This window comes from Bradyrhizobium nitroreducens (assembly GCF_002776695.1).
Classification (GTDB): domain Bacteria; phylum Pseudomonadota; class Alphaproteobacteria; order Rhizobiales; family Xanthobacteraceae; genus Bradyrhizobium; species Bradyrhizobium nitroreducens.
The window spans coordinates 796,814-816,700 of the sequence record NZ_LFJC01000003.1 but is presented as its reverse complement, the minus strand read 5'-3'; the positions used below and the strand labels follow the sequence as shown (position 1 = coordinate 816,700).

The window sequence follows — 19,887 nt, the reverse complement described above, 5'->3', positions numbered from 1 at the left end:
TCGCTCCGACTTGAATCGCGATTGGATAGACCGAGCTCAACATGTCCACGTCCACCAAGCGCTGCTACTACGAGACCCTCGAAGTCGAACGCGATGCCGACGAAAGCAAGCTGAAATCGTCGTTCCGCAAGCTTGCGATGAAGTTTCACCCCGACCGCAATCCCGGGGACGACACCAGCGAAGTCAAGTTCAAGGAAATCAACGAGGCCTACGAGGTCCTCAAGGACAAGGACAAGCGCGCCGCCTATGACCGCTACGGTCATGCCGCTTTCGAGCAGGGCGGCGGCGGTGCCGGCTTCGGCGCGGGCTTCGCCTCCTCCTTCTCCGACATTTTCGAGGACCTGTTCGGCATGGCCGGGCAGCGTGGCCGTGGCGGCCGCGAGCGCGGCGCCGACCTGCGCTACAACATGGAAATCACGCTCGAGGAAGCTTTTGGCGGCAAGACCGCGCAGATCGAGATCCCCGTCTCGGTCACCTGCGAGGCCTGCTCGGGCATCGGCGCCAAGGCCGGCACCAAGCCGAAGACTTGTTCGACCTGTGGCGGCGCTGGCCGCGTGCGGCAGTCGCAGGGCTTCTTTACGCTGGAGCGGACCTGTCCGGGTTGCCAGGGCCGCGGCCAGATGATCGAGGATGCCTGCCCGTCCTGCTCGGGACAGGGCCGCGTCACCCGCGAGCGCACGCTGTCGGTCAACATCCCGCAGGGCGTCGAGGACGGCACAAGGATCAGGCTCGCCGGCGAAGGCGAGGCCGGGGTCCGCGGCGGCCCGCCCGGCGACCTCTACATCTTCCTGTCACTGGCTCAGCACCAGTTCTTCCAGCGCGACGGTGCCGATCTGCATTGTCGTGTGCCGATCTCGATGGTGACGGCCGCCCTCGGCGGTGAATTCGAGGTGCCGACCATCGAAAAGAGCAAGGCCAAGGTGAAGGTCCCAGCCGGAACCCAGTCCAACCGCCGATTCCGCATCGCATCAAAGGGTATGCCGGTGCTGCGGTCGCGCCAGATGGGCGACATGTATGTTCAGGTGGTGGTCGAGACCCCACAGAACCTCACCAAGAAGCAGCAGGAATTGCTGGCCGAGTTCGAAAAACTGTCCTCCGGCAATACCCAGCCGGAGTCCGAGGGCTTCTTCGCCAAGGTCAAGGATTTCTTCGGTAATCGGGCGAGTTGACTCGGCTTGACCGTATCGACTTCGGCCTATACGTCTTTATGACCATTTTCTGACACGCCGCGGTCCCGCGGTCCCGTCCGGTCCAGACATGCCATTGCCATCGTCCGCGCGTGCGTTGAAGAAGCCTCGTCTCGACGACGAGGTGCGCTTTCTCAGGTCGTGGATCGAAAAGCCGCTCCACATGGGCGCGGTTATGCCGTCGGGCAAGCTGCTGGCCCGGACCATGGCTCATTACGTCGATGTCGATTCGGACGCGCCCGTGGTCGAGCTCGGGCCCGGCACCGGCGCCATCACCTCCGCGCTGGTCGAGCGCGGCGTCGATCAGAAGCGTCTCGTCCTCGTTGAGTACAATCCCGGTTTCTGCGCGCTGCTGCGCGACCGCTATCCGCAGGCCAAGGTGGTGCAGGGCGATGCCTATCGTCTGCGTGATACGCTCTGGAACGTGTTGAGCGCGCCGGCGAGCGCGGTCGTCTCCGGCCTGCCGCTCGTGACGAAACCGATGTTGACCCGGCTGCGGCTGATCCGCGACGCCTTCACGGCGCTCGCGCCCGGCGCGCCCTTCGTCCAGTTCACCTATGCGGTGGTGCCGCCGATCCCGAAATCGCTGCCCGGCGTGTCCACAGAGGCCTCGGAACGGATCTGGATGAACCTTCCGCCGGCCCGCGTCTGGGTGTATCGCAAGGACTAATTCCGCCGGCTTCCTCCTATGCACGGCGGGCTCGTTTCGCCGAACGCATGGACGTGGATGCCCGCACCCAAGATCCTGGTCATTCCCGGCTCGCTGCGCACCGGTTCGCACAATGCGAAGCTGGCGGCAGCGGTTGCCTATGAATTCGCCCAGGCCGGCGTCGACGTCACCCGCATTTCGCTCGCCGATTTTCCGCTGCCGATCTACGACGGCGATCTCCAGGCCAAGTCCGGCGTGCCCAAGCACGCCATCAATCTCAAGCGCATGATCGGCGCCCATCACGGCGTTCTGTTCGTCTCGCCCGAATACAATGCCTCGGTGCCGCCGCTGTTGAAGAACGCGATCGACTGGGTCAGCCGCGTGCAGGATCCGCACGAGGCGCGCGGCGAGGTGTTCCGCAACCGTGCCTTCGCGCTCGCCGGCGCCTCGCAGAGCCGGTTAGGTGCGGCCCGTGCGCTGCAGGCGCTCAGGCTGATCCTGACCTCCTGCCACGCCAATGTGATTGCGCGCCAGCTCACGCTCGCCTTTGCCGACGAGGCCTATGACGATATGGACAAGCTCAAGAACGAGGGCGATATCGCCGCGTTGAAGGAGCTGGTCGCGCAATTGATCGACATTTCCCAACGCATGATGTGAGGTGACATGACGCCAGCCGAGATCGCCCCGAAGGACCGCCTGATCGTTGCGCTCGATCTGCCGAGCGTGGATGCTGCGGAGGCGATGATCGCGCGGCTCGGCGACAGCGTCACCTTCTACAAGATCGGCTATCAGCTCGCTTATGCCGGCGGCCTGCCGCTGATCGGCAAGCTCGCCGACAGGGGCAAGAAGGTTTTCGCCGATCTCAAGATGCACGACATCGGCAACACGGTCACGCGTGGCGTGGAGAGCGTTGCGAAGCTCGGTGCAACCTTCGTCACCGTGCACGCCTATCCGCAGACCATGAAGGGTGCCGTCGAAGGCCGCGGCAGCGCCAGCCTGAAGATCCTCGCGGTCACGGTGCTGACCTCCTACAACGACGACGATCTGCATGCGGCCGGCTATCGGCTCAGCGTCTCCGAGCTGGTCGAAGCGCGCGCGCAGCAGGCGCAGGTGCTCGGCGTCGACGGCCTCGTGTCCTCGCCCGAGGAGGTCGGGGCCTTGCGCAGGATCGTCGGCCATCAGATGAGCCTCGTCACGCCAGGCATCCGGCCGGCGGGTGCCGCCAGTGGCGACCAGAAGCGCATCATGACGCCCGGCCGCGCGATCACCGCGGGCGCCGATTATCTCGTGGTCGGGCGGCCGGTGGTGGAAGCCGCCGACCCCAAGGCCGTCGCAGAGGCGATTCATTCCGAGATCGCGCAGGCGCTCGGCTAACCATCAAGAACAAGGGAGAAGAACAATGGCAAAGGGCTACTGGATCGGGCGCGTCGACGTGAACAATGACGAGGGCTACAAGCCCTACGCCGTCGCCAACGGTCCGATCTTCAAGAAATGGGGCGGCCGCTTCGTCGTCCGCGGCGGCAAGTTCACCACCGTCGAGGGCGCCAGCCGCACCCGTAACGTCGTGATCGAATTCCCGGACTACGAGACCGCGATCGCCTGCTACAACTCGCCGGAATACCAGGCCAACATCAAGGTGCGCCAGCCGCACTCGATCGCCGACCTCATCATCATCGAGGGCTATGACGGCCCGCAGCCGGCGGACGGCTGAAGCGAGATCTTGTCTTACCCTCCCCTGGAGGGGGAGGGTCGGCACGTAATCGAGCGGAGCGAGATTGCGTGACGGGGTGGGGTGATCTCTCCACTCGGGCACTGCTCGTCGCGGAGGGACCGTCACCCCACCCCGCTCGCGCTGCGCGCGATCGACCCTCCCCCTCCAGGGGAGGGTGGGAGCGTGCCGCGCGTTCATGGGCCTCGGTTGCCGGAACTGTCGCCCCCCGCTAAAACGGCCCCGAAGAGGATCACACCATGTCCGACATGCGCTTGATTGTTGCAGGAGCCGGCGGCCGGATGGGCCGCGCGCTGGTGCGGGCGATCGCGGAGAGCAAAGGTGCGGTGCTGGCAGGCGCACTGGAGGCGCCGGGCTCGGAGCTGCTCGGCAAGGACTCCGGTGTGCTTGCAGGGCTGCCGGCCAACGGCATCAAGCTCTCGGCCGATCTCTGGGCGATGTCGAGGGAGGCCGACGGCATCCTCGATTTCACCGTCCCGGCAGCGACCATCGCCAACGTCGCGATCGCCGCCGAGCGGGGCATCGTCCATGTCGTCGGCACCACCGGATTGTCGGGCTCCGACAATGCCGTGATCAAGAGCGTCACCAATCGCGCCGTCGTGGTGCAATCGGGCAATATGAGCCTCGGCGTCAATCTGCTCGCCGCCGTGGTCAAGCGCGTTGCCAAGGCGCTCGACGAGAGTTTTGACATCGAGATCGTCGAGACCCATCATCGCATGAAGGTCGATGCGCCCTCCGGCACCGCGCTGATGCTGGGGCAGGCTGCCGCGAGCGGCCGCGGCGTCACGCTCGATGATCATTCGGAGCGTGGTCGCGATGGCATCACCGGCGCGCGCAGGCCCGGCAATATCGGTTTCGCCTCCTTGCGCGGCGGCACGGTGGCCGGCGATCACAGTGTCACTTTCCTCGGCCCGTTCGAGCGGCTGACGCTGTCGCATCAGGCCGAGGACCGCATGCTGTTCGCTCATGGCGCGCTGAAGGCGGCGTTGTGGGCGCATGGCAAGAAGCCGGGGCATTATTCCATGGCCGACGTGCTCGGCCTGTCTGACATCTGAACGAAACGGAAAGCAGTCAATGAGCGAACGTCTTCTCGTGCTCGTGCGCCACGGCCAGAGCGAATGGAATCTGAAGAACCTGTTCACGGGGTGGAAGGATCCTGATCTCACCGAGCTCGGCGTCAAGGAAGCGACCGAAGCCGGCCGCAAGCTGAAGGCACAGGGGCTTCAATTCGACGTCGCCTTCACCTCCGTGCTGACGCGCGCGCAACACACGCTGGATATCATCCTCGGCGAGCTCGGCCAGACCGGTCTGCCGACCTCGAAGAACCTCGCGCTGAACGAGCGCGATTACGGCGATCTCTCGGGCCTCAACAAGGACGACGCCCGCAAGAAATGGGGCGAGGACCAGGTGCTGATCTGGCGCCGCTCCTACGACGTGCCGCCGCCCGGCGGCGAAAGCCTGAAGGACACACTCGCGCGCGCGTTGCCCTACTACGTGCAGGAGATCCTGCCCGGCGTGCTCAACGGCAAGCGCACGCTCGTCGCCGCCCACGGCAACTCGCTGCGCGCGCTGATCATGGTGCTGGAAAAGCTGTCGCCCGAAGGCATCTTGAAGCGCGAGCTCGCGACCGGCGTGCCGATCATCTATCGGCTCAACGCGGATTCGACCGTGGCCTCGAAGCTGGATCTGGCGGGCTAACCTCTTCGCCCCTCCCCGCAAGCGGGGCGAGGGAGAAGACCTACTGCATCCCCAGCTGCCCGGCTTCCCAGCCCAGCATCGCCTGCTTGCGGGTGATGCCCCAATGGTAGCCGGTGAGCGTGCCGCTCTTGCCGAGCGCGCGATGGCACGGCACGACGAACGAGACCGGGTTCTTGCCGACCGCCGCGCCGACGGCGCGTGAGGCCTTCGGGCTATTGATGTTGCAGGCGATGTCCGAATACGACACCGCGCGGCCCATCGGGATCTTCAAGAGCGTCTCCCGCACCCGCACCTCGAAATCGGTGCCGATCATCACCACACGCAGCGGCTGGTCCGGCCGCCAGAGTTTCGTGTCGAAGATGCGTGCGGCGAGCGGCGCGGTGCCTTCGTCATCCCAGACATAGGTGGCGTTCGGCCAGCGCCGCGTCATGTCGGCGAGCGCGACCTTTTCCTCTCCCTGGTCGGCGAAGGCGAGGCCGGACAGGCCGCGATCGGTGGCGATCACGATCGCCGTGCCGAACGGCGAGGGGTGGAAGCCGTAGCGCAGGGTGAGGCCGGCGCCGCCGTTCTTCCATTCGCCCGGCGACATCGCTTCGTGCGTGACGAAGAGATCGTGCAGCCGGCCCGGGCCCGAGAGACCTGAGTCGAGCGCGGCGTCGAGGATGCTCGCGGAGTCCCTGAGCAGGCCCTTGGCATGGTCGAGTGTGAGCGCCTGCATGAACGCCTTCGGCGTGATCGAGGCCCAGCGGCGGAACAGATGGTGCAGCTCATCCGGCGTGACGCCGGCCGCATCCGCCATCGCCTCGATGGTCGGCTGCGCGCGCCAGTTCTCCGAGATGAAGGCGATTGCCCGGCGCACCGAATCATAGTCGCGCAACGCGGCGTTCTGGGGGCCCGGCTTGGTCAGGCGCTGGTCATGTATGGCGAGTGTCATCATGATCGGAAATGTAGGAGAGGGACGGGTGGGAAACCACCCGATTTCCGACGTGAATCAGTGGATCGGGTTGTAGGTCGGGCCGCGCTTGGCGGCGTTGAGCGCTTCGACCAAGCCTTTGTAAAAGCTTGCCTTTTCATCCGGCCCCAGGAATCGGGCGATCCGGATCTGATGGCCGCGCGAGATCAGATAGAGATGCTCGATGCCAAAGTCCTCGTCGACCTCCATGTCGAGCCGGACCCAGAGCGGGTTGAACGTCCATTCCGCGACCTGGCCGCGGTGGCTGACGCGCCGCACCCGCAATTCGCTCGTCGTGACGGTGATCTCCTCGCGCGCCCGCGCGGTGCGGAAATTGGCCCTGAAGGCCCACCAGACCACGAGCACGTCGAGGCCGAAGAAGCCAAGCACCGGCCAGGCGCCCTTCATCAGGAAGACGAGGCCGGTGGCGAAGCTGACGATGCTCAGGAACAGCATCACGGCCAGGAAGCCGGTGCGATCGAGCGAGCGGTGCGGCGTCAGCAGCGCGGAGAAGATCTGCTGCTCGCGCAGATCTTCAAAATGCTTGTGCTCAATTTCGTTGCCTGGCCTCATCGTCCCTCAGTATATCCCGATCATGGCGAAAATCACCCGCAAGTCGGCCCCGCGCAAAGCGCCCGTGCCGAAGAACAAGACAAAGTCGGCTGTTGCGAAGCTCAAATCCGCTCCAAAAGCGGCGCCGGCGAAAAAATCGCTCAAGGCGGCAAAACCCGGTTTCTCAAAGCCCTGGACGCCGGCCGAGGTTCACGAGGTCTTCAGCCGTTTTCGTAAGGCCAACCCGGAGCCGAAGGGCGAGCTCGAGCACGTCAATCCATTCACGCTGCTGGTCGCCGTGGTGCTGTCGGCGCAGGCCACCGATGCCGGCGTCAACAAGGCCACGCGTGCCTTGTTCGAGGTCGCCGACACGCCGCGGAAGATGCTCGACCTCGGCGAGGAGCGTCTGCGCGACTTCATCAAGACCATCGGCCTCTACCGCACCAAGGCGAAGAACGTGATCGCGCTCTCGGCAAAGATCCTCAGCGAATTCGGCGGCGAGGTGCCGCGCACGCGCGCCGAGATCGAGTCCTTGCCCGGTGCAGGACGCAAGACCGCCAATGTCGTGCTCAACATGGCTTTCGGCGAGCACACCATGGCGGTCGACACGCATGTGTTCCGCGTCGGCAACCGGACCGGACTTGCGCCCGGCAAGACGCCGCTGGAGGTCGAGCTCGGCCTCGAAAAGGTGATCCCGGCCGAGTTCATGCTGCATGCCCACCATTGGCTGATCCTGCACGGCCGCTATACCTGTCTCGCGCGCAAGCCGCGCTGCGAGGTATGCCTGATCAACGATCTCTGCCGGTGGCCGGAGAAGACGGTCTGAGCTACGACCGGTCGTTGCGGGCTCTTGGTCGTCCCGCACCAACCGCGCTGAGCGCGCAGCAGTCTGGGGTGATCTCGTGAGCCAGCAGGAACAAGTTCCGTCGTCGCCGCCTGCCGCCACCCCGGCTCCGTCGCCCAGGCCGACACAGCGGCCGGCCGCTTCGCTGTGGAGCCGGTTCGCGATCCCGCTATTCGCCGTGATCGTCGCGCTCGGCTTCGTCGCGCTGGCGACGCTGCGCTTCGACGAATGGGTCGGCAACGCGCCGGTCCAGACCACCAATGACGCCTATGTGCGGGCCGAGCTGACGCGGCTGTCGAGCCGCGTCTCGGGCGAGGTGCTGACCGTCGCCGTGACCGACTTCGAGCGCGTCAAGACCGGCGATCTCCTGATCCAGATCGACCCCGCCGATTACGAGGCGCAAGTCGCGCAGGCCGAAGCCAACGTCGCCGCCGCGCAGGCCGCACTCGACAATCTCGCCAACCAGATCGAGCTGCAATATGCGACGATCGCGCAGGCGCAGGCCGCGCGGCTCTCGGCCGAAGCGCTGGAGGTCGAGGCGCGGCAGGAGCAGGAGCGCCAGCAATCGCTGTCGCAGACCGAATCCGGCACGCGGCAGCGATTCGAGCAGGCCGTCGCCGCTTACGCCAAGGCGCAGGCCGACGTGCGCGCCAGCCGCGCGGTGATCGCAGCCCAGCAGCACCAGCTCGAGGTCCTGCAAGGCACCAGGAAGCAACGCGCCGCCGACGTTGCGGCGGCCAAGGCAACGCAGGCGGGCGCCAAGCTCAAGCTGGGCTACACGAAGATCACGGCACCGTTCGACGGCGTTGTCGGCGAGCGCCAGGTGCAGCCCGGCGATTACGTCAATATCGGCACCAATCTCATCAACGTGGTGCCGCTGCCAAAAGTCTACGTGATCGCGAATTACAAGGAGACCCAGCTCACGCACGTGGCGCCGGGCCAGACGGTCGAGATCACCGTCGACAGTTTCCCGCGCGAGACGCTGCGCGGCAAGGTCGAGCGCATTGCGCCGGCGACGGGCTCGCAGGTCGCGCTGCTGCCGCCCGACAACGCCACCGGCAATTTCACCAAGGTGGTGCAACGCATTCCCGTCCGGATCCAGCTCGACGAAGGCCAACCGCTGTTGGCGCGTCTCGTGCCGGGCATGTCGGTCGTCACCCGCATCGACACCAGGGGCGGCGATGGCGGAAAATGACGACGGCGATCGCGGGCCGCTCTCGCGCGGTGGCGTCGCGCCGCAGCCGCTGTTCGCCGTGGCGGCGGTGCTGCTCGGCTCGTTCCTCGCCAATTTCGACAGCCGGCTGACCACGGTCGGCCTGCCCGATCTGCGCGGCGCCTTCTCGCTCTCGTTCGACGAAGGTGCCTGGCTCTCCACCGCCGGCATCGGCTCGCAGATCTTCATCGCGCCCGCGGTGGCCTGGCTCGCGACGGTGTTCGGGCTGCGGCGCGTGCTCGGCATTCCGAGCCTCGTCTACGCGCTGATCTCGATGATCATTCCGTTCGTGCACGATTATCCGACCTTGCTGGTCTTCAGCGTCGTGCACGGCCTTTTGCTCGGCACCTTCGTGCCGGCGACACTGATGATCGTGTTCCGCAACCTGCCGATCCGCTGGTGGCTGCCGGCGATCTCGATCTACGCGATCCGCGTCGGCTTCGCCTTGGATACCTCGACCTCGCTGGTCGGCTTCTATGTCGAGCATCTCGGCTGGCAATGGCTCTATTGGCAGGGTGTGGTGATCGCGCCCTTGATGGGCCTGATGGTCTATCTCGGCACGCCGAACGAGCCCGTGAACCGCGCGCTGCTGCGCGAGGCCGACTGGGGCGGCATGCTGCTGCTCGGCGCGGCCGTCTCGATGATCTATGCCGGTCTCGACCAGGGCAACCGGCTGGACTGGCTCGGCTCCGGCACCGTGATGGCACTGCTCGTCGCCGGCGCCGCGCTGTTCGCAGCGTTCCTCCTCAACGAGTCGCTCGTCCGGCAGCCCTGGGCACATGTCAACGTGCTGTTCTCGCGCAATATCGGCCTGGGTCTGGTCCTGATCCTGCTCTATACGCTGACCAGCCTGTCCAATGCGTCGCTGGTGCCGAACTTCCTCGCGACCATAGCTGTGCTCAGGCCGGAGCAGAGCGGTCACCTGCTGCTCGTCTATGGCGCGTTGCCGATGTTCGTGCTGGTGCCGCTCTCGATCTGGCTGCTCAGGCACTTCGATACGCGCACCGTGGTGGTCGCTGGTTTTGCCTGCTTTGCCGCCGCCAATCTTTGGGGCACGCAGCTCACCCATGAGTGGGCCCGCGAGGATTTCTCCGGCATCGTCCTGCTGCAGGCGATCGGGCAGTCGCTGACTCTGCTGCCGCTCATCATCACGCTGCTGTCGAACTCCGACCCGAGCCGCGCGACGTCGTTCGCCGCCTACATCCAGATCATGCGGCTTGGCGGTGCCGAGATCGGCGTGGCGCTGATGGGCACGTGGCTGCGCGTCCGCGAGCAAGTCCATTCCTTCTATCTCGGCCAGAACCTCGGCGTTGGCGATGTCGATGTGATGCAGAGATTGAAGCAACTCGCCGACCATTTCGCGGCCCATGGGACTGGATCGGCGCCGGCGCGCGCGGTCGGCACGTTGGCAGGCATCGTGCAGCGCGAGGCCAATGTGCTCGCCTATATCGACGGCTTCTGGCTGTGCTTCTGGCTCGCGGTGGCCGCCCTCGGCGTCGTCGCACTGATCATCCGCGCGCCGCCCGGTCCGTTCACGCCGGCACCGTTCGGCTTCGCCAAGACGGTGCTGCGGAAGTGCGGCGTGCAGGTGACGTAGGGTGCGTCACCGCATCTGCCGCGCCGGCTCGATCAGTTCGGGTCGCGGGCCTGACAGCCGCTTGTGCATGTGGACCATGAAGGCCATGCCGAAGATCGGCGTCGCCAGATTGACGATCGGGATCGAGACGAAGGCCGCGATGAAGAGGCCGGCGGTGAAGATGGTCGCGGCATTGTCGCGCCGCATCGCCTTGGCTTCCTCCGGCGAGCGGAAGCGCATCGCCGCGAGCTCGAAATATTCACGGCCCAGCAGCCAGGCGGTGGCGAGGAAGAAGATCAGGAAACCGGCGCCGGCGAACAGCACCAACGGCAACGCGGCGAGGTAGACCAAAATCGTCAGCAGCGCGGTCTTGACGCCTTCGAGGATCGCCTGGCTGAACGGCAGCGCAAGGCCCGGCTGCTCGGCGGGATAATGCTCGCGCTCGACGATGTCGGCGACGTCGTCGACGAACAGGCTCGCCACCAGCGAGGTGATCGCCGGCATCAGGAAGATGCCGCCGAACACGACGCCGAGGCCCGCCGCGATCGAGACGATCCAGGACAAGACCTCGAGCGAGGCGTGCCAGCCCGGCCCGAGCAGGCCCTCCAGCCATACCTCGCCGGAGGTCGCAAACCAGCTGAGCAGCCGCTGCAGGCCGATCGCCAGCACGGTGATCAGCACCAGCGCCAGCCCGATCGATCGCCACAGGATCGAGCGCATCGGCGGCGAGATCATTTGCGACAGCGCCTTGATGGCGGCATCCAGCATGGGGACCCTCAGAGGTAAATGACCAGCGAGAGGTAGACACCGATTGCGGCTTCGGCAAGGGGAGGGTGGCCGCGCTGCGGACGGCTGCGAACACGGCGCGAGCCCTTGCTTACCCTCCCCTGGAGGGGGAGGGTCGGCACGTGATCGAGCGAAGCGAGATCGCGTGCCGGGGTGGGGTGATCTTTCCCCACGGGCACCGCCTCGGTGGAGAGACTGTCACCCCACCCCGCTCGCGCTACGCGCGATCGACCCTCCCCCTCCAGGGCAGGGGAATCGCATGTGGTTTTGAGGGTGGTATTGCGCGGTCCAGCGATATGGATTCTGAAGAGGACTCCCGATTCGGCGTGGGGGTCCTATGCGCAAGATTCGCAGTATCTTCAGTACGTTGCCCGATCCGCGTGCACCCAACGCACTGCACGACCTGCTGGATCTCATCGTCATCGCGCTGGCAACGGTGTTGTGCGGAGGACAGGGCGCGACGGATATGGAGGTGTTCGCGTCGTCCAAGGAAAAGCTGTTGCGGCAATTCCTTCGGTTGGAGCACGGAATCCCCAGTCACGATACGTTCAGCCGGGTCTTCAACGCGCTCGATCCGGGGGCTTTCGAACAAGCCTTCCGAAGCTTTATGGCAGCATTCGCAGAGGCCAACGGGATCAAGCTCACCGGCGTGGTGGCAGTCGATGGCAAAGCTGTTCGAGGAGCCTACGAACGCGGTCGCAGCGCCACGCCACTGCACATGGTCAATGTCTTTGCGACCGAAGCCCGCATGGCCCTGGCTGCATGCAAGGCGCCAGGCCGCAACGAGGCCCAAGGTGCCCTGGATGTGCTGCAAATGCTTTCGCTCGAAGGCTGCATCGTCACTGCCGACGCCCTGCATTGCAATCGTCCCTTCGCCAAGAAGGTGCTCGAGCGTGGCGCCCACTACGTGCTGGCTCTCAAGGAAAATCAAAGCAAACTGTTCGCGGAGGTCGAGCGCTGCTTTGCCCGCTCGGGCAAGCGCAGCGTGGCTCAACGACGCGAGCCGAGCACGCACGATCGATGCGAATCCCGGCGCGCCACCGTCATGCGCAACATCAGTCTGGGTACGACAAACCGCTTTCCCGGAGTGGCGGCCGTGGCTCGCATCACTTCGCGCCGACGACTGCATGGCAAACCCGCCGGCAAGCCGTCCGTGCGATATTACTTGTTGTCCAAATACCTGCCCGCAAGACGATTGTTGCAGGTCGTCCGAGGCCATTGGAGCATCGAGAATCAGTTGCACTGGGTGCTCGATGTCGTCTTTGGCGAAGACGCTTGCCGAACCAGAAAAAACAACGGCCCCGAGAACTTCGCGATCTTGCGGCGAGCTGCAATCAATCTCATTCGAGCCCACCCCGCCCGCATCTCCATGCGACAGAAGGTCAAACGAGCAGGCTGGGAAGACGAATTCCTTCTCAGCCTTATCGGTCACATGCGATAGCCCTGCCTGGAGGGGGAGGGTCGGCTCACATCGAGCGGAGCGAAATGTGAGCCGGGGTGGGGTGAAGGTGTCTCCACCGCCAACAGCGCCCGTGGGGAGAGATCACCCCACCCCGCTCGCGCTGCGCGCGATCGACCCTCCCCCTCCAGGGGAGGGTATGAAGGAACGCGGCGCGATTCAGGTTGGCGTTTTTCGATTCCGCCGGTGCTCAAGGTGCATGGCTTCCGCTTCACGCGAGCCATAGAGCTCCACATAGATGCGCTCCATCACGGCGGTCAGATCGTTCGAGACCTCCGAATTCCAAAATCGGATGACGCGACAGCCCTCGTTCTCAAGCCAGCGTTGGCGGTCGAGGTCGTGCGCAGCGGTGGCGTCCTCGTTGTGGTGCCCGCCATCGAGCTCGATGATGAGGCGCTTGGCTGGACAAAAGAAATCAACCACGTAAGGACCGATCGGCACTTGCCGGCGAAAGTGCGATCCGTCCATCGGGAGCTCCTTCAGGGCACGCCACAACATGCGCTCATGGGGCGTCGTGTTCGCTCTCAGCTTCTTCGCGGCAGCGCGTCGGATCGATGTCGAGACCATTGCTGCGGCTTCACCCCACCCCGCTCGCGCATTTGCGCGAGCGACCCACGGGCGAGCTACGCTCGTCCCGGACCCCTCCAGGGGAGGGTAAGCGAGGCGTCAGGTTAACGCAACTAACGGATGTCGAACTACACCGCCGCCGTGGTGACGCCGCCGTCGATGACGATGGTCTGGCCGGTCATGAAGCTCGACGCATCGGAGGCGAGATAGGCGACGGCGCCGGCGATCTCGTCGGGCTCGCCGATGCGGCGCAGCGGCGTGGTGGCGGTGCGGCGCTTCAGCATGGCCTCATCCTCCCACAGCGCGCGGGCGAAATCGGTCTTGACGAGGCCGGGTGCGATGCAGTTGACGCGGACGCCCTTCGGGCCCCATTCGCCGGCCAGCGATCGGCACAGCGCGAAATCGGCGGCTTTCGAGATCCCGTAGGCGCCGATCACGGTCGAGCCGCGCAGGCCGCCGATCGAGGAGATGATGACGACGGAGCCGCCTCCGCGCGCGGCCATCTGCGGGATCGCGAGCGCGGAGAGCCAGATGTTGCTCTTCACGTTCGAGCCCATGATCTTGTCGAAGGCCTCGTCCGTGATGTCGAGCAGCGGGCCGTAATACGGATTCACCGCGGCATTGCAGACGAGGACGTCGATCTTGCCGTAATGCTTGGTGGCGCCGGCGATCAGCGCCTCGACCTCGTTCTTGCGCGCGATGTTGCAGGGAATGACGGTGGCATCGCCGCCGGCCGCATTGATGCCGTCAGCGACTTCCTTGCAGGCGTCGGCCTTGCGGGAGGAGACCACGACCTTGGCGCCGAGCTTGGCCAGCAGCTCGGCGGAGGAGCGGCCGATGCCGCGGCTGGAACCGGTGACCACGGCGACCTTGCCGGTGAGATCGAACGGGGTGTTTTTCATGGGTTTGCCTTCTTCCAGGTCATTCCGGGGCGCGACGAAGTCGCGAGCCCGGAATCCATTTCACCGCGCGTATTGCCGCCCGATGGATCCCGGGTTCGCGCTACGCGCGCCCCGGGATGACAGCGTGGCTAGACCAACCCGCCCGCGTCGGCGACGCGACGCTGGTGGTAGTCGGTATCGCCGAACGAGTTCTCGATCATGGTCAGGCGCTTGAAGTAGTGGCCGATCTTCGCCTCCATGGTCATGCCGATGCCGCCGTGGAGCTGGATCGCCTGCTGTCCCACGAACTTCAGCGACTTGCCGATCTGCACCTTGGCCGCGGCGATGGCGTTCGAGCGCTCCTTGGCGTTCTCGAAATCGTTCGCCATGGTCGCGAACATCGACATCGAGCGCGCCTGCTCGGCCGCGACGAACATGTCGGAGGCGCGGTGCTGCAGCGACTGGAACGAGCCGATCGCGACGCCGAACTGCTTTCGCGTCTTGATGTACTCGACCGTGGTCTTGAGCGACTCGTCCATCAGCCCGACCGCCTCGGCGCAGAGCGCGACACGGGCTTCGTCCACCACGCGCTCGATCAGCGCGAGCGAGTCGTCGGGATTGCCGATCGCAGCATCCGCGCCGACCTCGACACCCGTAAAGGTGATGTCGGCGGCGTGGAGGCCGTCCTGGGTCGGATAGGACTTTTTCGTCACGCCCTTGGCGCCCGCCGGGACCAGGAACACGCCGATGCCGCTACTGTCGCGGCGCTCGCCCTTGGTGCGCGCGGTGACGACAAGCGTGTCGGCGTTCTCGCCGTTGAGCACGACGAACTTCTCGCCGTCGATGACCCAGCCGTCGCCCTTCTTCTTCGCGGTCGTCGAGACGTCGAAGAGATCGTAGCGCGAGTTCTTCTCGAGCTGGGCAAACGCGAGCGTCTTGCTGCCGTCGATGATGCCGGGCACGTGCGCGGCCTTCTGCGCGTCGCTGCCGGCATGGCGCAGGAAGCCGCCGCCGATCACGACCGTCGCCAGATAGGGCTCCAGCACCAGCGCCTTGCCGAGCGCTTCCATCACGATCATGGTCTCGACGCCGCCGCCGCCGAAGCCGCCATCGGCCTCTGCGAAGGGCAGTCCGAGCAGGCCCTGCTCGGCGAGCTTGAGCCAGACGGCTTTGCTCCAGCCGCCCTTCTCCTTCATGTACTTCTTGCGCTGCTCGAAATCGTAGGAATCGGTCAGCAGGCCGTCGATGCTTTCCTTGAGAAGCCGCTGCTCCTCGTTCAGATCAAAATCCATGTCTTTGGTTCCTCGTACCCGGAATTTTTGCTTCGTCATTCCGGGATGGCCCGAAGGGCCAGGCCCGGAATCCATTTCGCCTCAGCGTATGCGGCCCGATGGATTCCGGGCTCGCGACTACGTCGCGCCCCGGAATGACGGTGAAAACACTGCCCTCCCCGCCTCCGCGGAGAGGAGTGGATCACAGCCCCAGCACCGCCTTGGCGATGATGTTGCGCTGGATCTCGTTGGAGCCGCCGTAGATCGAGACCTTGCGGTTGTTGAAATAGCTCGGCGCGATCTGGGCGGTCCAGTCCATGGCCTCGTTCGAGCCGTCGTCGCCATGCACGTCGTAGGGCGCGGCGAACGGGCCGATCACTTCCATGAGCAGCTCGGTGGTGGTCTGCTGGATCTCGGAACCCTTGATCTTCAGCACCGAGGAGGCCGGATTGGGCTTGCCCTTGCCGTGCTTGCCTTCATCGGCGACGACGCGCAGCTGGGTGAGCTCGAGCGCCTTCAGCTCGATCTCGCAGGCCGCGAGCTTCTCGCGGAACGCTGGGTCCTGGATGATCGGTTTGCCTGACGATTCGACCTTGCCCGCGAGATCGCGGATGCGGCGCAGCCGCTCCTTGGAGACGCCGACGCGCGCGATGCCGGTGCGCTCGTTGCCGAGCAGGAATTTGGCGTAGTCCCAGCCCTTGTTCTCCTCGCCGATCAGGTTCTCGATGGGCACCTCGACGTCGTCGAAGAAGACCTCGTTGACCTCATGGCCGCCGTCGATGGTCTGGATCGGGCGCACGGTGACGCCCTTCGACTTCATCGAGAACACGATGAAGGAGATGCCCATCTGCTTCTTGGCGTTGTTGTCGGTGCGGCAGAGGCAGAAGATCATGTCGGCGTGCTGGGCGAGCGTGGTCCAGGTCTTCTGGCCGTTGATGATCCACTTGTCGCCACGGCGCTCGGCTTTCGTCTTCAGCGAGGCGAGGTCTGAACCCGAGCCCGGCTCGGAGAAGCCCTGGCACCACCAGTCGTCGACATTTGCGATGCGCGGCAGGTATTTCTTCTTCTGCTCCTCGTTGCCGAAGGTGTAGATGACGGGGCCGACCATGCTGACGCCGAAGGCGAGCGGCTGCGGCGCCGGATAGGACTGCAGCTCCTCGTTGAAGATGTAGTGCTGCACGCTGGTCCAGCCCGTGCCGCCATATTGCTTGGGCCAATGGCTGACGCCCCAGCCCTTCTTGTTGAGGATGCGCCACCATGTCACCATCTCGTCCTTCGAGAGGTGACGGCCCTCGACCATCTTGCGCCGGGTATCCGGCGGCACGTTGTCGCGGAAGAACTGCCGCACTTCCTCGCGAAACGCCTGCTCTTCTTTCGTGAATGCGAGATCCATCGGATCCTCCTGTGAGCGTTATTTTCTATTCGTCATTCCGGGGCGCGCAAAGCGCGAACCCGGAATCCAGAAGTTTGCGGCTCGAGATTCCGGGTTCATTCGCTAACGCGAATGCCCCGGAACGACGGAGCCCGTTTACTGCAACACCTCGAAAAGTCCCGCCGCACCCATGCCGCCGCCGACGCACATGGTGACGACCGCGTACTTGGCCTTGCGGCGGCGGCCTTCGATCAGGGCGTGGCCGGTGAGGCGCGCGCCCGACATGCCGTAGGGGTGGCCGACCGCGATCGCGCCGCCGTCGACGTTGATCTTGTCGGGATCGATGCCGAGCTTGTCGCGGCAATACAGCACCTGCACCGCGAAGGCTTCGTTGAGCTCCCAGAGGCCGATGTCGTCGACGGTGAGGCCGTGGCGCTTGAGCAGGCGCGGCACGGCGAAGACCGGGCCGATGCCCATCTCGTCCGGCTCGCAGCCGGCCGAGACGAAGCCGCGGAAGATGCCGAGCGGCGCAAGACCCCGCTTGGCGGCTTCCTTGTCGCTCATGATCACGGAGGCGCTGGCGCCGTCGGAGAGCTGGCTGGCATTGCCGGCGGTGATCGAGAAGCCCTCGCCGCGCACGGGCTTGAGGCCGGCGAGACCTTCGAGCGTGGTCTCGGGACGCGGGCCCTCGTCCTGCGACAGCGTGACGTCCTTCATCGAGACGACACCGGTCGCCTTGTCGGTGACCGCCATCTGCGTCGTGATCGGCGCGATCTCGTCCTTGAACTTGCCGCCCTGCTGCGCGGCCGCGGTACGGCGCTGGCTCTCGAGCGAATATTCGTCCTGCTTCTCGCGGGAGATGCCGTAGCGCTTGGCCACGACCTCGGCGGTGTCGATCATGGGCATGTAGACCTCGCCCTTGATCTTGAGCAGCGCCGGATCCTGGGCGTGGAAGCCGTTCATCTTGTCGTTCTGCACCAGCGAGATCGACTCGCCGCCGCCGCCGACCGCGATCTCGACGCCGTCGAAGATCACCGAGCGCGCGGCAAGCGCGATCGCCTGCAGGCCCGAGGCGCATTGCCGGTCGATGGTGGTGCCGGCGACGGTGACGGGAAGGCCGGCGCGCAGCAGCGCCTTGCGCGCGATGTTGCCGCCGGTCGCGCCCTGCTGCAGGGCTGCGCCCATCACGACGTCCTCGATCTCCTTCGGATCGACTTTTGCGCGCGCGACGGCTTCACCAATCGCGTGGCCGAGCAGGGTTGCGCCCTCGGTGGCGTTGAGTGCGCCGCGATAGGCCTTGCCGATCGGGGTGCGGGCGGTGGAAACGATGACGGCGTCGGTCAAGAACGACCTCCTGATGCGAGTGGGTTGGATTGTGACGGCTTCTGCTGCTGGCGCAATTCGTGGCGCGACAATTTTCCGACCGGCGTGCGCGGCAGATCGGCGACGAATTCGACCTCAGCCGGCAATTCGTGCTTGCCGAGCTTGCCGGCGAGCTGCGTGCGCAGCTCCTCGAGCGAGAACGGCTTTGCGCCCGGCTTCAGCTTGATGAAGGCCTTCGCTGCCTCGCCGCGGTACTGGTCGGGGATGCCGAGCACGATCACCTCGTGCACGCCCGGAATGGTGTAGATCGCCTGCTCGATCATCTGCGGATAGACGTTGAAGCCGCCGGAGATGATCATGTCCTTCTTGCGGTCGACCAGGAAGAAATAGCCGTCGGTGTCGACATAGCCGATGTCGCCGGTGAGGAAGCGGCCGTCCACGAAGGCGTCCGTGGATCCCTCCGGCTTGTTCCAGTAGCCTTTGGTGACGTTCGGGCCCTTGATCCGGATCTCGCCGACCTCGCCCGGCGGCAGCACGCGCCTCGGGTCGTCGAGCGCAACGACGTCGAGCTCGATGCCCGGCAGCATCAGGCCGATCGAGCCCGGCTTGTCGGGGCCGGTGGGCGGATGGCCGGTGCCGGGCGAGCAGGTCTCGGTCATGCCCCAGCCGCTGCGCAGCTTCTTGCCGACCTTGCGCTCGAAGAAATTGGCGATCTCCACCGGCAGCGGCGCGCCGCCGGAGCCGATCGTCGCGAGCGAGGAGAAGTCCCGCTTGTCGAGATCCGGGAGCGCCGCGATCGCGATCCACATCGTCGGCACGCCCGGGAAATAGGTGGCGCGCTTGACCTCGATGTCGCGCATCACGGCTTCGACGTCGAAACGCTGATGGATGGAGATCAGATTGCCGCGGCTGAGCGAGGACAGCAGCACCACGGTGAGCGCGTAGATGTGGAACAGCGGCAGCACGCAGATCACGCGCTCGACCACGTCACCGCGCGCGGCGCGCGACGGCTTGCCCCAGACATCGTAGATCGACACCGCCGAGGTGAGATTGCCGTGTGTCAGCATCGCGCCCTTGGGCAGGCCGGTGGTGCCGCCGGTATATTGCAGCAGCGCGACGTCGTCGGCCGTCACGGACGGCCATTGCGCCGGCGCGGTGGCGCCCTCGACGAAGGTCTTGAAGGTGACGATGCGGGGATCGCTGGGGATCGCCGCCTGCGGCGTGCCGACCTTGCCCCAATCATCATCTTCGCAGACGACGAGCTTGTCGATCAGGCCCTTGTCCAGGAACTTCAGCGCGGTCGGCAGCAGCGCCTGGAGATTCGAGGTGACGAGCAGGCGCGAGCCGGAATCTGAGACCTTGTGCGTCAGCGCGATCTCGCCGTCGAGCGGGGAGAGATGCGCGACGCGGGCGCCAGCCTTCAGCGCGCCGAAGAAATTGACGGGATGATCGGGGGTGTTGCCGAGGAATAGCGCCACCGAGGTGTTCTTGCCGATGCCTGCGCGAAGGAACGCCGCCGCTGCGCGCTCGGCCTGAGCTGCGAGTTCAGTGTAGGTGATCGGACGGTCGCGGAATTCCAGCGCGGTGCGCGGGCCGTAATCTGCCGCAGCTTTTGCCAGGAGGTCGGGCAGCGAGCCCTGGACGATGGGATCGTCCCACCGCACGCCCGCGGGGTAAAACTGTTCGCCAGGATGGGTCATTTTCTGCATCACATTCAGTGGTCATTCCGGGGCGCGACGAAGTCGCGAGCCCGGAATCCATCAGGCAGCGCACCCGGAGGCGAAATGGATTCCGGGCACGGCCCTGTGGGCCGTCCCGGAATGACGCC

At 65.4% G+C, this 19,887-nt stretch carries 20 protein-coding genes; 11 read left to right on the top strand and 9 right to left on the bottom strand.

The window, feature by feature from the left end; genetic code table 11:
- The first annotated feature begins 41 nt into the window (after window positions 1-41).
- The 7 genes from dnaJ (at window position 42) to TSA1_RS04075 (ending at window position 5,263) form a co-directional block, all read left to right on the top strand.
- Window positions 42-1,169 carry a molecular chaperone DnaJ gene (gene dnaJ / locus TSA1_RS04105; RefSeq protein ID WP_100175227.1) on the top strand — a complete coding sequence of 376 codons (1,128 nt, stop codon included), beginning with the start codon at window positions 42-44 and terminating at the stop codon, window positions 1,167-1,169.
- A gap of 88 nt (window positions 1,170-1,257) precedes the next feature.
- Window positions 1,258-1,857 carry a class I SAM-dependent methyltransferase gene (locus TSA1_RS04100; protein ID WP_027534962.1) on the top strand — a complete coding sequence of 200 codons (600 nt, stop codon included), beginning with the start codon at window positions 1,258-1,260 and terminating at the stop codon, window positions 1,855-1,857.
- Window positions 1,858-1,914: 57 nt separating this feature from the next.
- The gene (locus TSA1_RS04095) at window positions 1,915-2,493 is read left to right on the top strand and encodes an NADPH-dependent FMN reductase (protein WP_100180959.1); all 579 of its coding nucleotides are present in this window, start codon (window positions 1,915-1,917) and stop codon (window positions 2,491-2,493) included.
- A gap of 6 nt (window positions 2,494-2,499) precedes the next feature.
- A complete protein-coding gene (gene pyrF, locus TSA1_RS04090; RefSeq protein ID WP_100175226.1) occupies window positions 2,500-3,210 on the top strand; it encodes an orotidine-5'-phosphate decarboxylase in 711 nt (236 codons plus the stop codon).
- 25 nt (window positions 3,211-3,235) lie between these two features.
- Window positions 3,236-3,547, top strand: a complete 312-nt coding sequence (locus TSA1_RS04085) for a DUF1330 domain-containing protein (RefSeq protein WP_100175225.1) — start codon at window positions 3,236-3,238, stop codon at window positions 3,545-3,547.
- Between the two features lie 257 nt (window positions 3,548-3,804).
- A complete protein-coding gene (gene dapB, locus TSA1_RS04080; protein WP_100175224.1) occupies window positions 3,805-4,620 on the top strand; it encodes a 4-hydroxy-tetrahydrodipicolinate reductase in 816 nt (271 codons plus the stop codon).
- A gap of 19 nt (window positions 4,621-4,639) precedes the next feature.
- Complete coding sequence (locus tag TSA1_RS04075) at window positions 4,640-5,263, top strand: 2,3-bisphosphoglycerate-dependent phosphoglycerate mutase (RefSeq protein ID WP_100175223.1); 624 nt, start codon at window positions 4,640-4,642, stop codon at window positions 5,261-5,263.
- A gap of 40 nt (window positions 5,264-5,303) precedes the next feature.
- Here the strand turns inward: TSA1_RS04075 and TSA1_RS04070 are convergent, their stop codons facing one another.
- Window positions 5,304-6,200 (bottom strand): methylated-DNA--[protein]-cysteine S-methyltransferase, encoded by an 897-nt coding sequence (locus tag TSA1_RS04070; protein ID WP_100175222.1) that lies wholly within the window; start codon window positions 6,198-6,200, stop codon window positions 5,304-5,306.
- Between the two features lie 54 nt (window positions 6,201-6,254).
- Window positions 6,255-6,788 carry a DUF2244 domain-containing protein gene (locus TSA1_RS04065; protein WP_100175221.1) on the bottom strand — a complete coding sequence of 178 codons (534 nt, stop codon included), beginning with the start codon at window positions 6,786-6,788 and terminating at the stop codon, window positions 6,255-6,257.
- A gap of 22 nt (window positions 6,789-6,810) precedes the next feature.
- On the opposite strand from TSA1_RS04065, the gene nth reads away from it, so the two are divergent.
- The 3 genes from nth to TSA1_RS04050 all read left to right on the top strand — a co-directional run bounded on the left by nth (window position 6,811) and on the right by TSA1_RS04050 (window position 10,421).
- Window positions 6,811-7,593, top strand: coding sequence for an endonuclease III (nth, locus tag TSA1_RS04060; protein ID WP_100180958.1), 783 nt, complete (start codon window positions 6,811-6,813; stop codon window positions 7,591-7,593).
- Window positions 7,594-7,669: 76 nt separating this feature from the next.
- The gene (locus tag TSA1_RS04055) at window positions 7,670-8,806 is read left to right on the top strand and encodes an HlyD family secretion protein (protein WP_100175220.1); all 1,137 of its coding nucleotides are present in this window, start codon (window positions 7,670-7,672) and stop codon (window positions 8,804-8,806) included.
- Window positions 8,793-10,421 carry an MFS transporter gene (locus TSA1_RS04050; RefSeq protein WP_100175219.1) on the top strand — a complete coding sequence of 543 codons (1,629 nt, stop codon included), beginning with the start codon at window positions 8,793-8,795 and terminating at the stop codon, window positions 10,419-10,421. Before TSA1_RS04055 ends, TSA1_RS04050 begins: the two co-directional genes overlap by 14 nt.
- Before the next feature lie 6 nt (window positions 10,422-10,427).
- On the opposite strand, the gene TSA1_RS04045 is transcribed toward TSA1_RS04050, so the two are convergent.
- Window positions 10,428-11,168, bottom strand: a complete 741-nt coding sequence (locus tag TSA1_RS04045) for a sulfate transporter family protein (RefSeq protein ID WP_100175218.1) — start codon at window positions 11,166-11,168, stop codon at window positions 10,428-10,430.
- 355 nt (window positions 11,169-11,523) lie between these two features.
- Here TSA1_RS04045 and TSA1_RS04040 point away from each other — a divergent pair, with 355 nt between their 5' ends.
- On the top strand, window positions 11,524-12,627 hold the full coding sequence (locus TSA1_RS04040; protein WP_100175217.1) for an ISAs1 family transposase: 1,104 nt from the start codon (window positions 11,524-11,526) through the stop codon (window positions 12,625-12,627).
- Between the two features lie 177 nt (window positions 12,628-12,804).
- Here TSA1_RS04040 and TSA1_RS04035 read toward each other — a convergent pair whose 3' ends face one another.
- From TSA1_RS04035 to pimA, 6 genes are all read right to left on the bottom strand, one after another.
- Window positions 12,805-13,212, bottom strand: coding sequence for an endonuclease domain-containing protein (locus tag TSA1_RS04035; protein WP_100175216.1), 408 nt, complete (start codon window positions 13,210-13,212; stop codon window positions 12,805-12,807).
- Between the two features lie 128 nt (window positions 13,213-13,340).
- Window positions 13,341-14,114 carry an SDR family NAD(P)-dependent oxidoreductase gene (locus TSA1_RS04030; protein ID WP_100175215.1) on the bottom strand — a complete coding sequence of 258 codons (774 nt, stop codon included), beginning with the start codon at window positions 14,112-14,114 and terminating at the stop codon, window positions 13,341-13,343.
- Between the two features lie 128 nt (window positions 14,115-14,242).
- Window positions 14,243-15,385 (bottom strand): pimeloyl-CoA dehydrogenase small subunit, encoded by a 1,143-nt coding sequence (gene pimD / locus TSA1_RS04025; RefSeq protein ID WP_100175214.1) that lies wholly within the window; start codon window positions 15,383-15,385, stop codon window positions 14,243-14,245.
- A 181-nt stretch (window positions 15,386-15,566) separates the two neighbouring features.
- Window positions 15,567-16,757 carry a pimeloyl-CoA dehydrogenase large subunit gene (gene pimC / locus TSA1_RS04020; RefSeq protein ID WP_100175213.1) on the bottom strand — a complete coding sequence of 397 codons (1,191 nt, stop codon included), beginning with the start codon at window positions 16,755-16,757 and terminating at the stop codon, window positions 15,567-15,569.
- A 135-nt stretch (window positions 16,758-16,892) separates the two neighbouring features.
- On the bottom strand, window positions 16,893-18,080 hold the full coding sequence (locus TSA1_RS04015; RefSeq protein ID WP_100175212.1) for an acetyl-CoA C-acyltransferase: 1,188 nt from the start codon (window positions 18,078-18,080) through the stop codon (window positions 16,893-16,895).
- On the bottom strand, window positions 18,077-19,759 hold the full coding sequence (gene pimA, locus TSA1_RS04010) for a dicarboxylate--CoA ligase PimA (protein ID WP_100180957.1): 1,683 nt from the start codon (window positions 19,757-19,759) through the stop codon (window positions 18,077-18,079). Before pimA ends, TSA1_RS04015 begins: the two co-directional genes overlap by 4 nt.
- Window positions 19,760-19,887 lie beyond the last annotated feature (128 nt).

Excerpts from the sequence above, each read along its gene's own strand:
- dnaJ (WP_100175227.1), top strand. The coding sequence starts at position 42 with ATGTCCACGTCCACCAAGCGCTGCTACTACGAGACCCTCGAAGTCGAA.
- TSA1_RS04100 (WP_027534962.1), top strand. The coding sequence starts at position 1,258 with ATGCCATTGCCATCGTCCGCGCGTGCGTTGAAGAAGCCTCGTCTCGAC.
- TSA1_RS04095 (WP_100180959.1), top strand. The coding sequence starts at position 1,915 with ATGCCCGCACCCAAGATCCTGGTCATTCCCGGCTCGCTGCGCACCGGT.
- pyrF (WP_100175226.1), top strand. The coding sequence starts at position 2,500 with ATGACGCCAGCCGAGATCGCCCCGAAGGACCGCCTGATCGTTGCGCTC.
- TSA1_RS04085 (WP_100175225.1), top strand. The coding sequence starts at position 3,236 with ATGGCAAAGGGCTACTGGATCGGGCGCGTCGACGTGAACAATGACGAG.
- dapB (WP_100175224.1), top strand. The coding sequence starts at position 3,805 with ATGTCCGACATGCGCTTGATTGTTGCAGGAGCCGGCGGCCGGATGGGC.
- TSA1_RS04075 (WP_100175223.1), top strand. The coding sequence starts at position 4,640 with ATGAGCGAACGTCTTCTCGTGCTCGTGCGCCACGGCCAGAGCGAATGG.
- TSA1_RS04070 (WP_100175222.1), bottom strand. The coding sequence starts at position 6,200 with ATGATGACACTCGCCATACATGACCAGCGCCTGACCAAGCCGGGCCCC.
- TSA1_RS04065 (WP_100175221.1), bottom strand. The coding sequence starts at position 6,788 with ATGAGGCCAGGCAACGAAATTGAGCACAAGCATTTTGAAGATCTGCGC.
- nth (WP_100180958.1), top strand. The coding sequence starts at position 6,811 with ATGGCGAAAATCACCCGCAAGTCGGCCCCGCGCAAAGCGCCCGTGCCG.
- TSA1_RS04050 (WP_100175219.1), top strand. The coding sequence starts at position 8,793 with ATGGCGGAAAATGACGACGGCGATCGCGGGCCGCTCTCGCGCGGTGGC.
- TSA1_RS04045 (WP_100175218.1), bottom strand. The coding sequence starts at position 11,168 with ATGCTGGATGCCGCCATCAAGGCGCTGTCGCAAATGATCTCGCCGCCG.
- TSA1_RS04040 (WP_100175217.1), top strand. The coding sequence starts at position 11,524 with ATGCGCAAGATTCGCAGTATCTTCAGTACGTTGCCCGATCCGCGTGCA.
- TSA1_RS04035 (WP_100175216.1), bottom strand. The coding sequence starts at position 13,212 with ATGGTCTCGACATCGATCCGACGCGCTGCCGCGAAGAAGCTGAGAGCG.
- TSA1_RS04030 (WP_100175215.1), bottom strand. The coding sequence starts at position 14,114 with ATGAAAAACACCCCGTTCGATCTCACCGGCAAGGTCGCCGTGGTCACC.
- pimD (WP_100175214.1), bottom strand. The coding sequence starts at position 15,385 with ATGGATTTTGATCTGAACGAGGAGCAGCGGCTTCTCAAGGAAAGCATC.
- pimC (WP_100175213.1), bottom strand. The coding sequence starts at position 16,757 with ATGGATCTCGCATTCACGAAAGAAGAGCAGGCGTTTCGCGAGGAAGTG.
- pimA (WP_100180957.1), bottom strand. The coding sequence starts at position 19,759 with ATGACCCATCCTGGCGAACAGTTTTACCCCGCGGGCGTGCGGTGGGAC.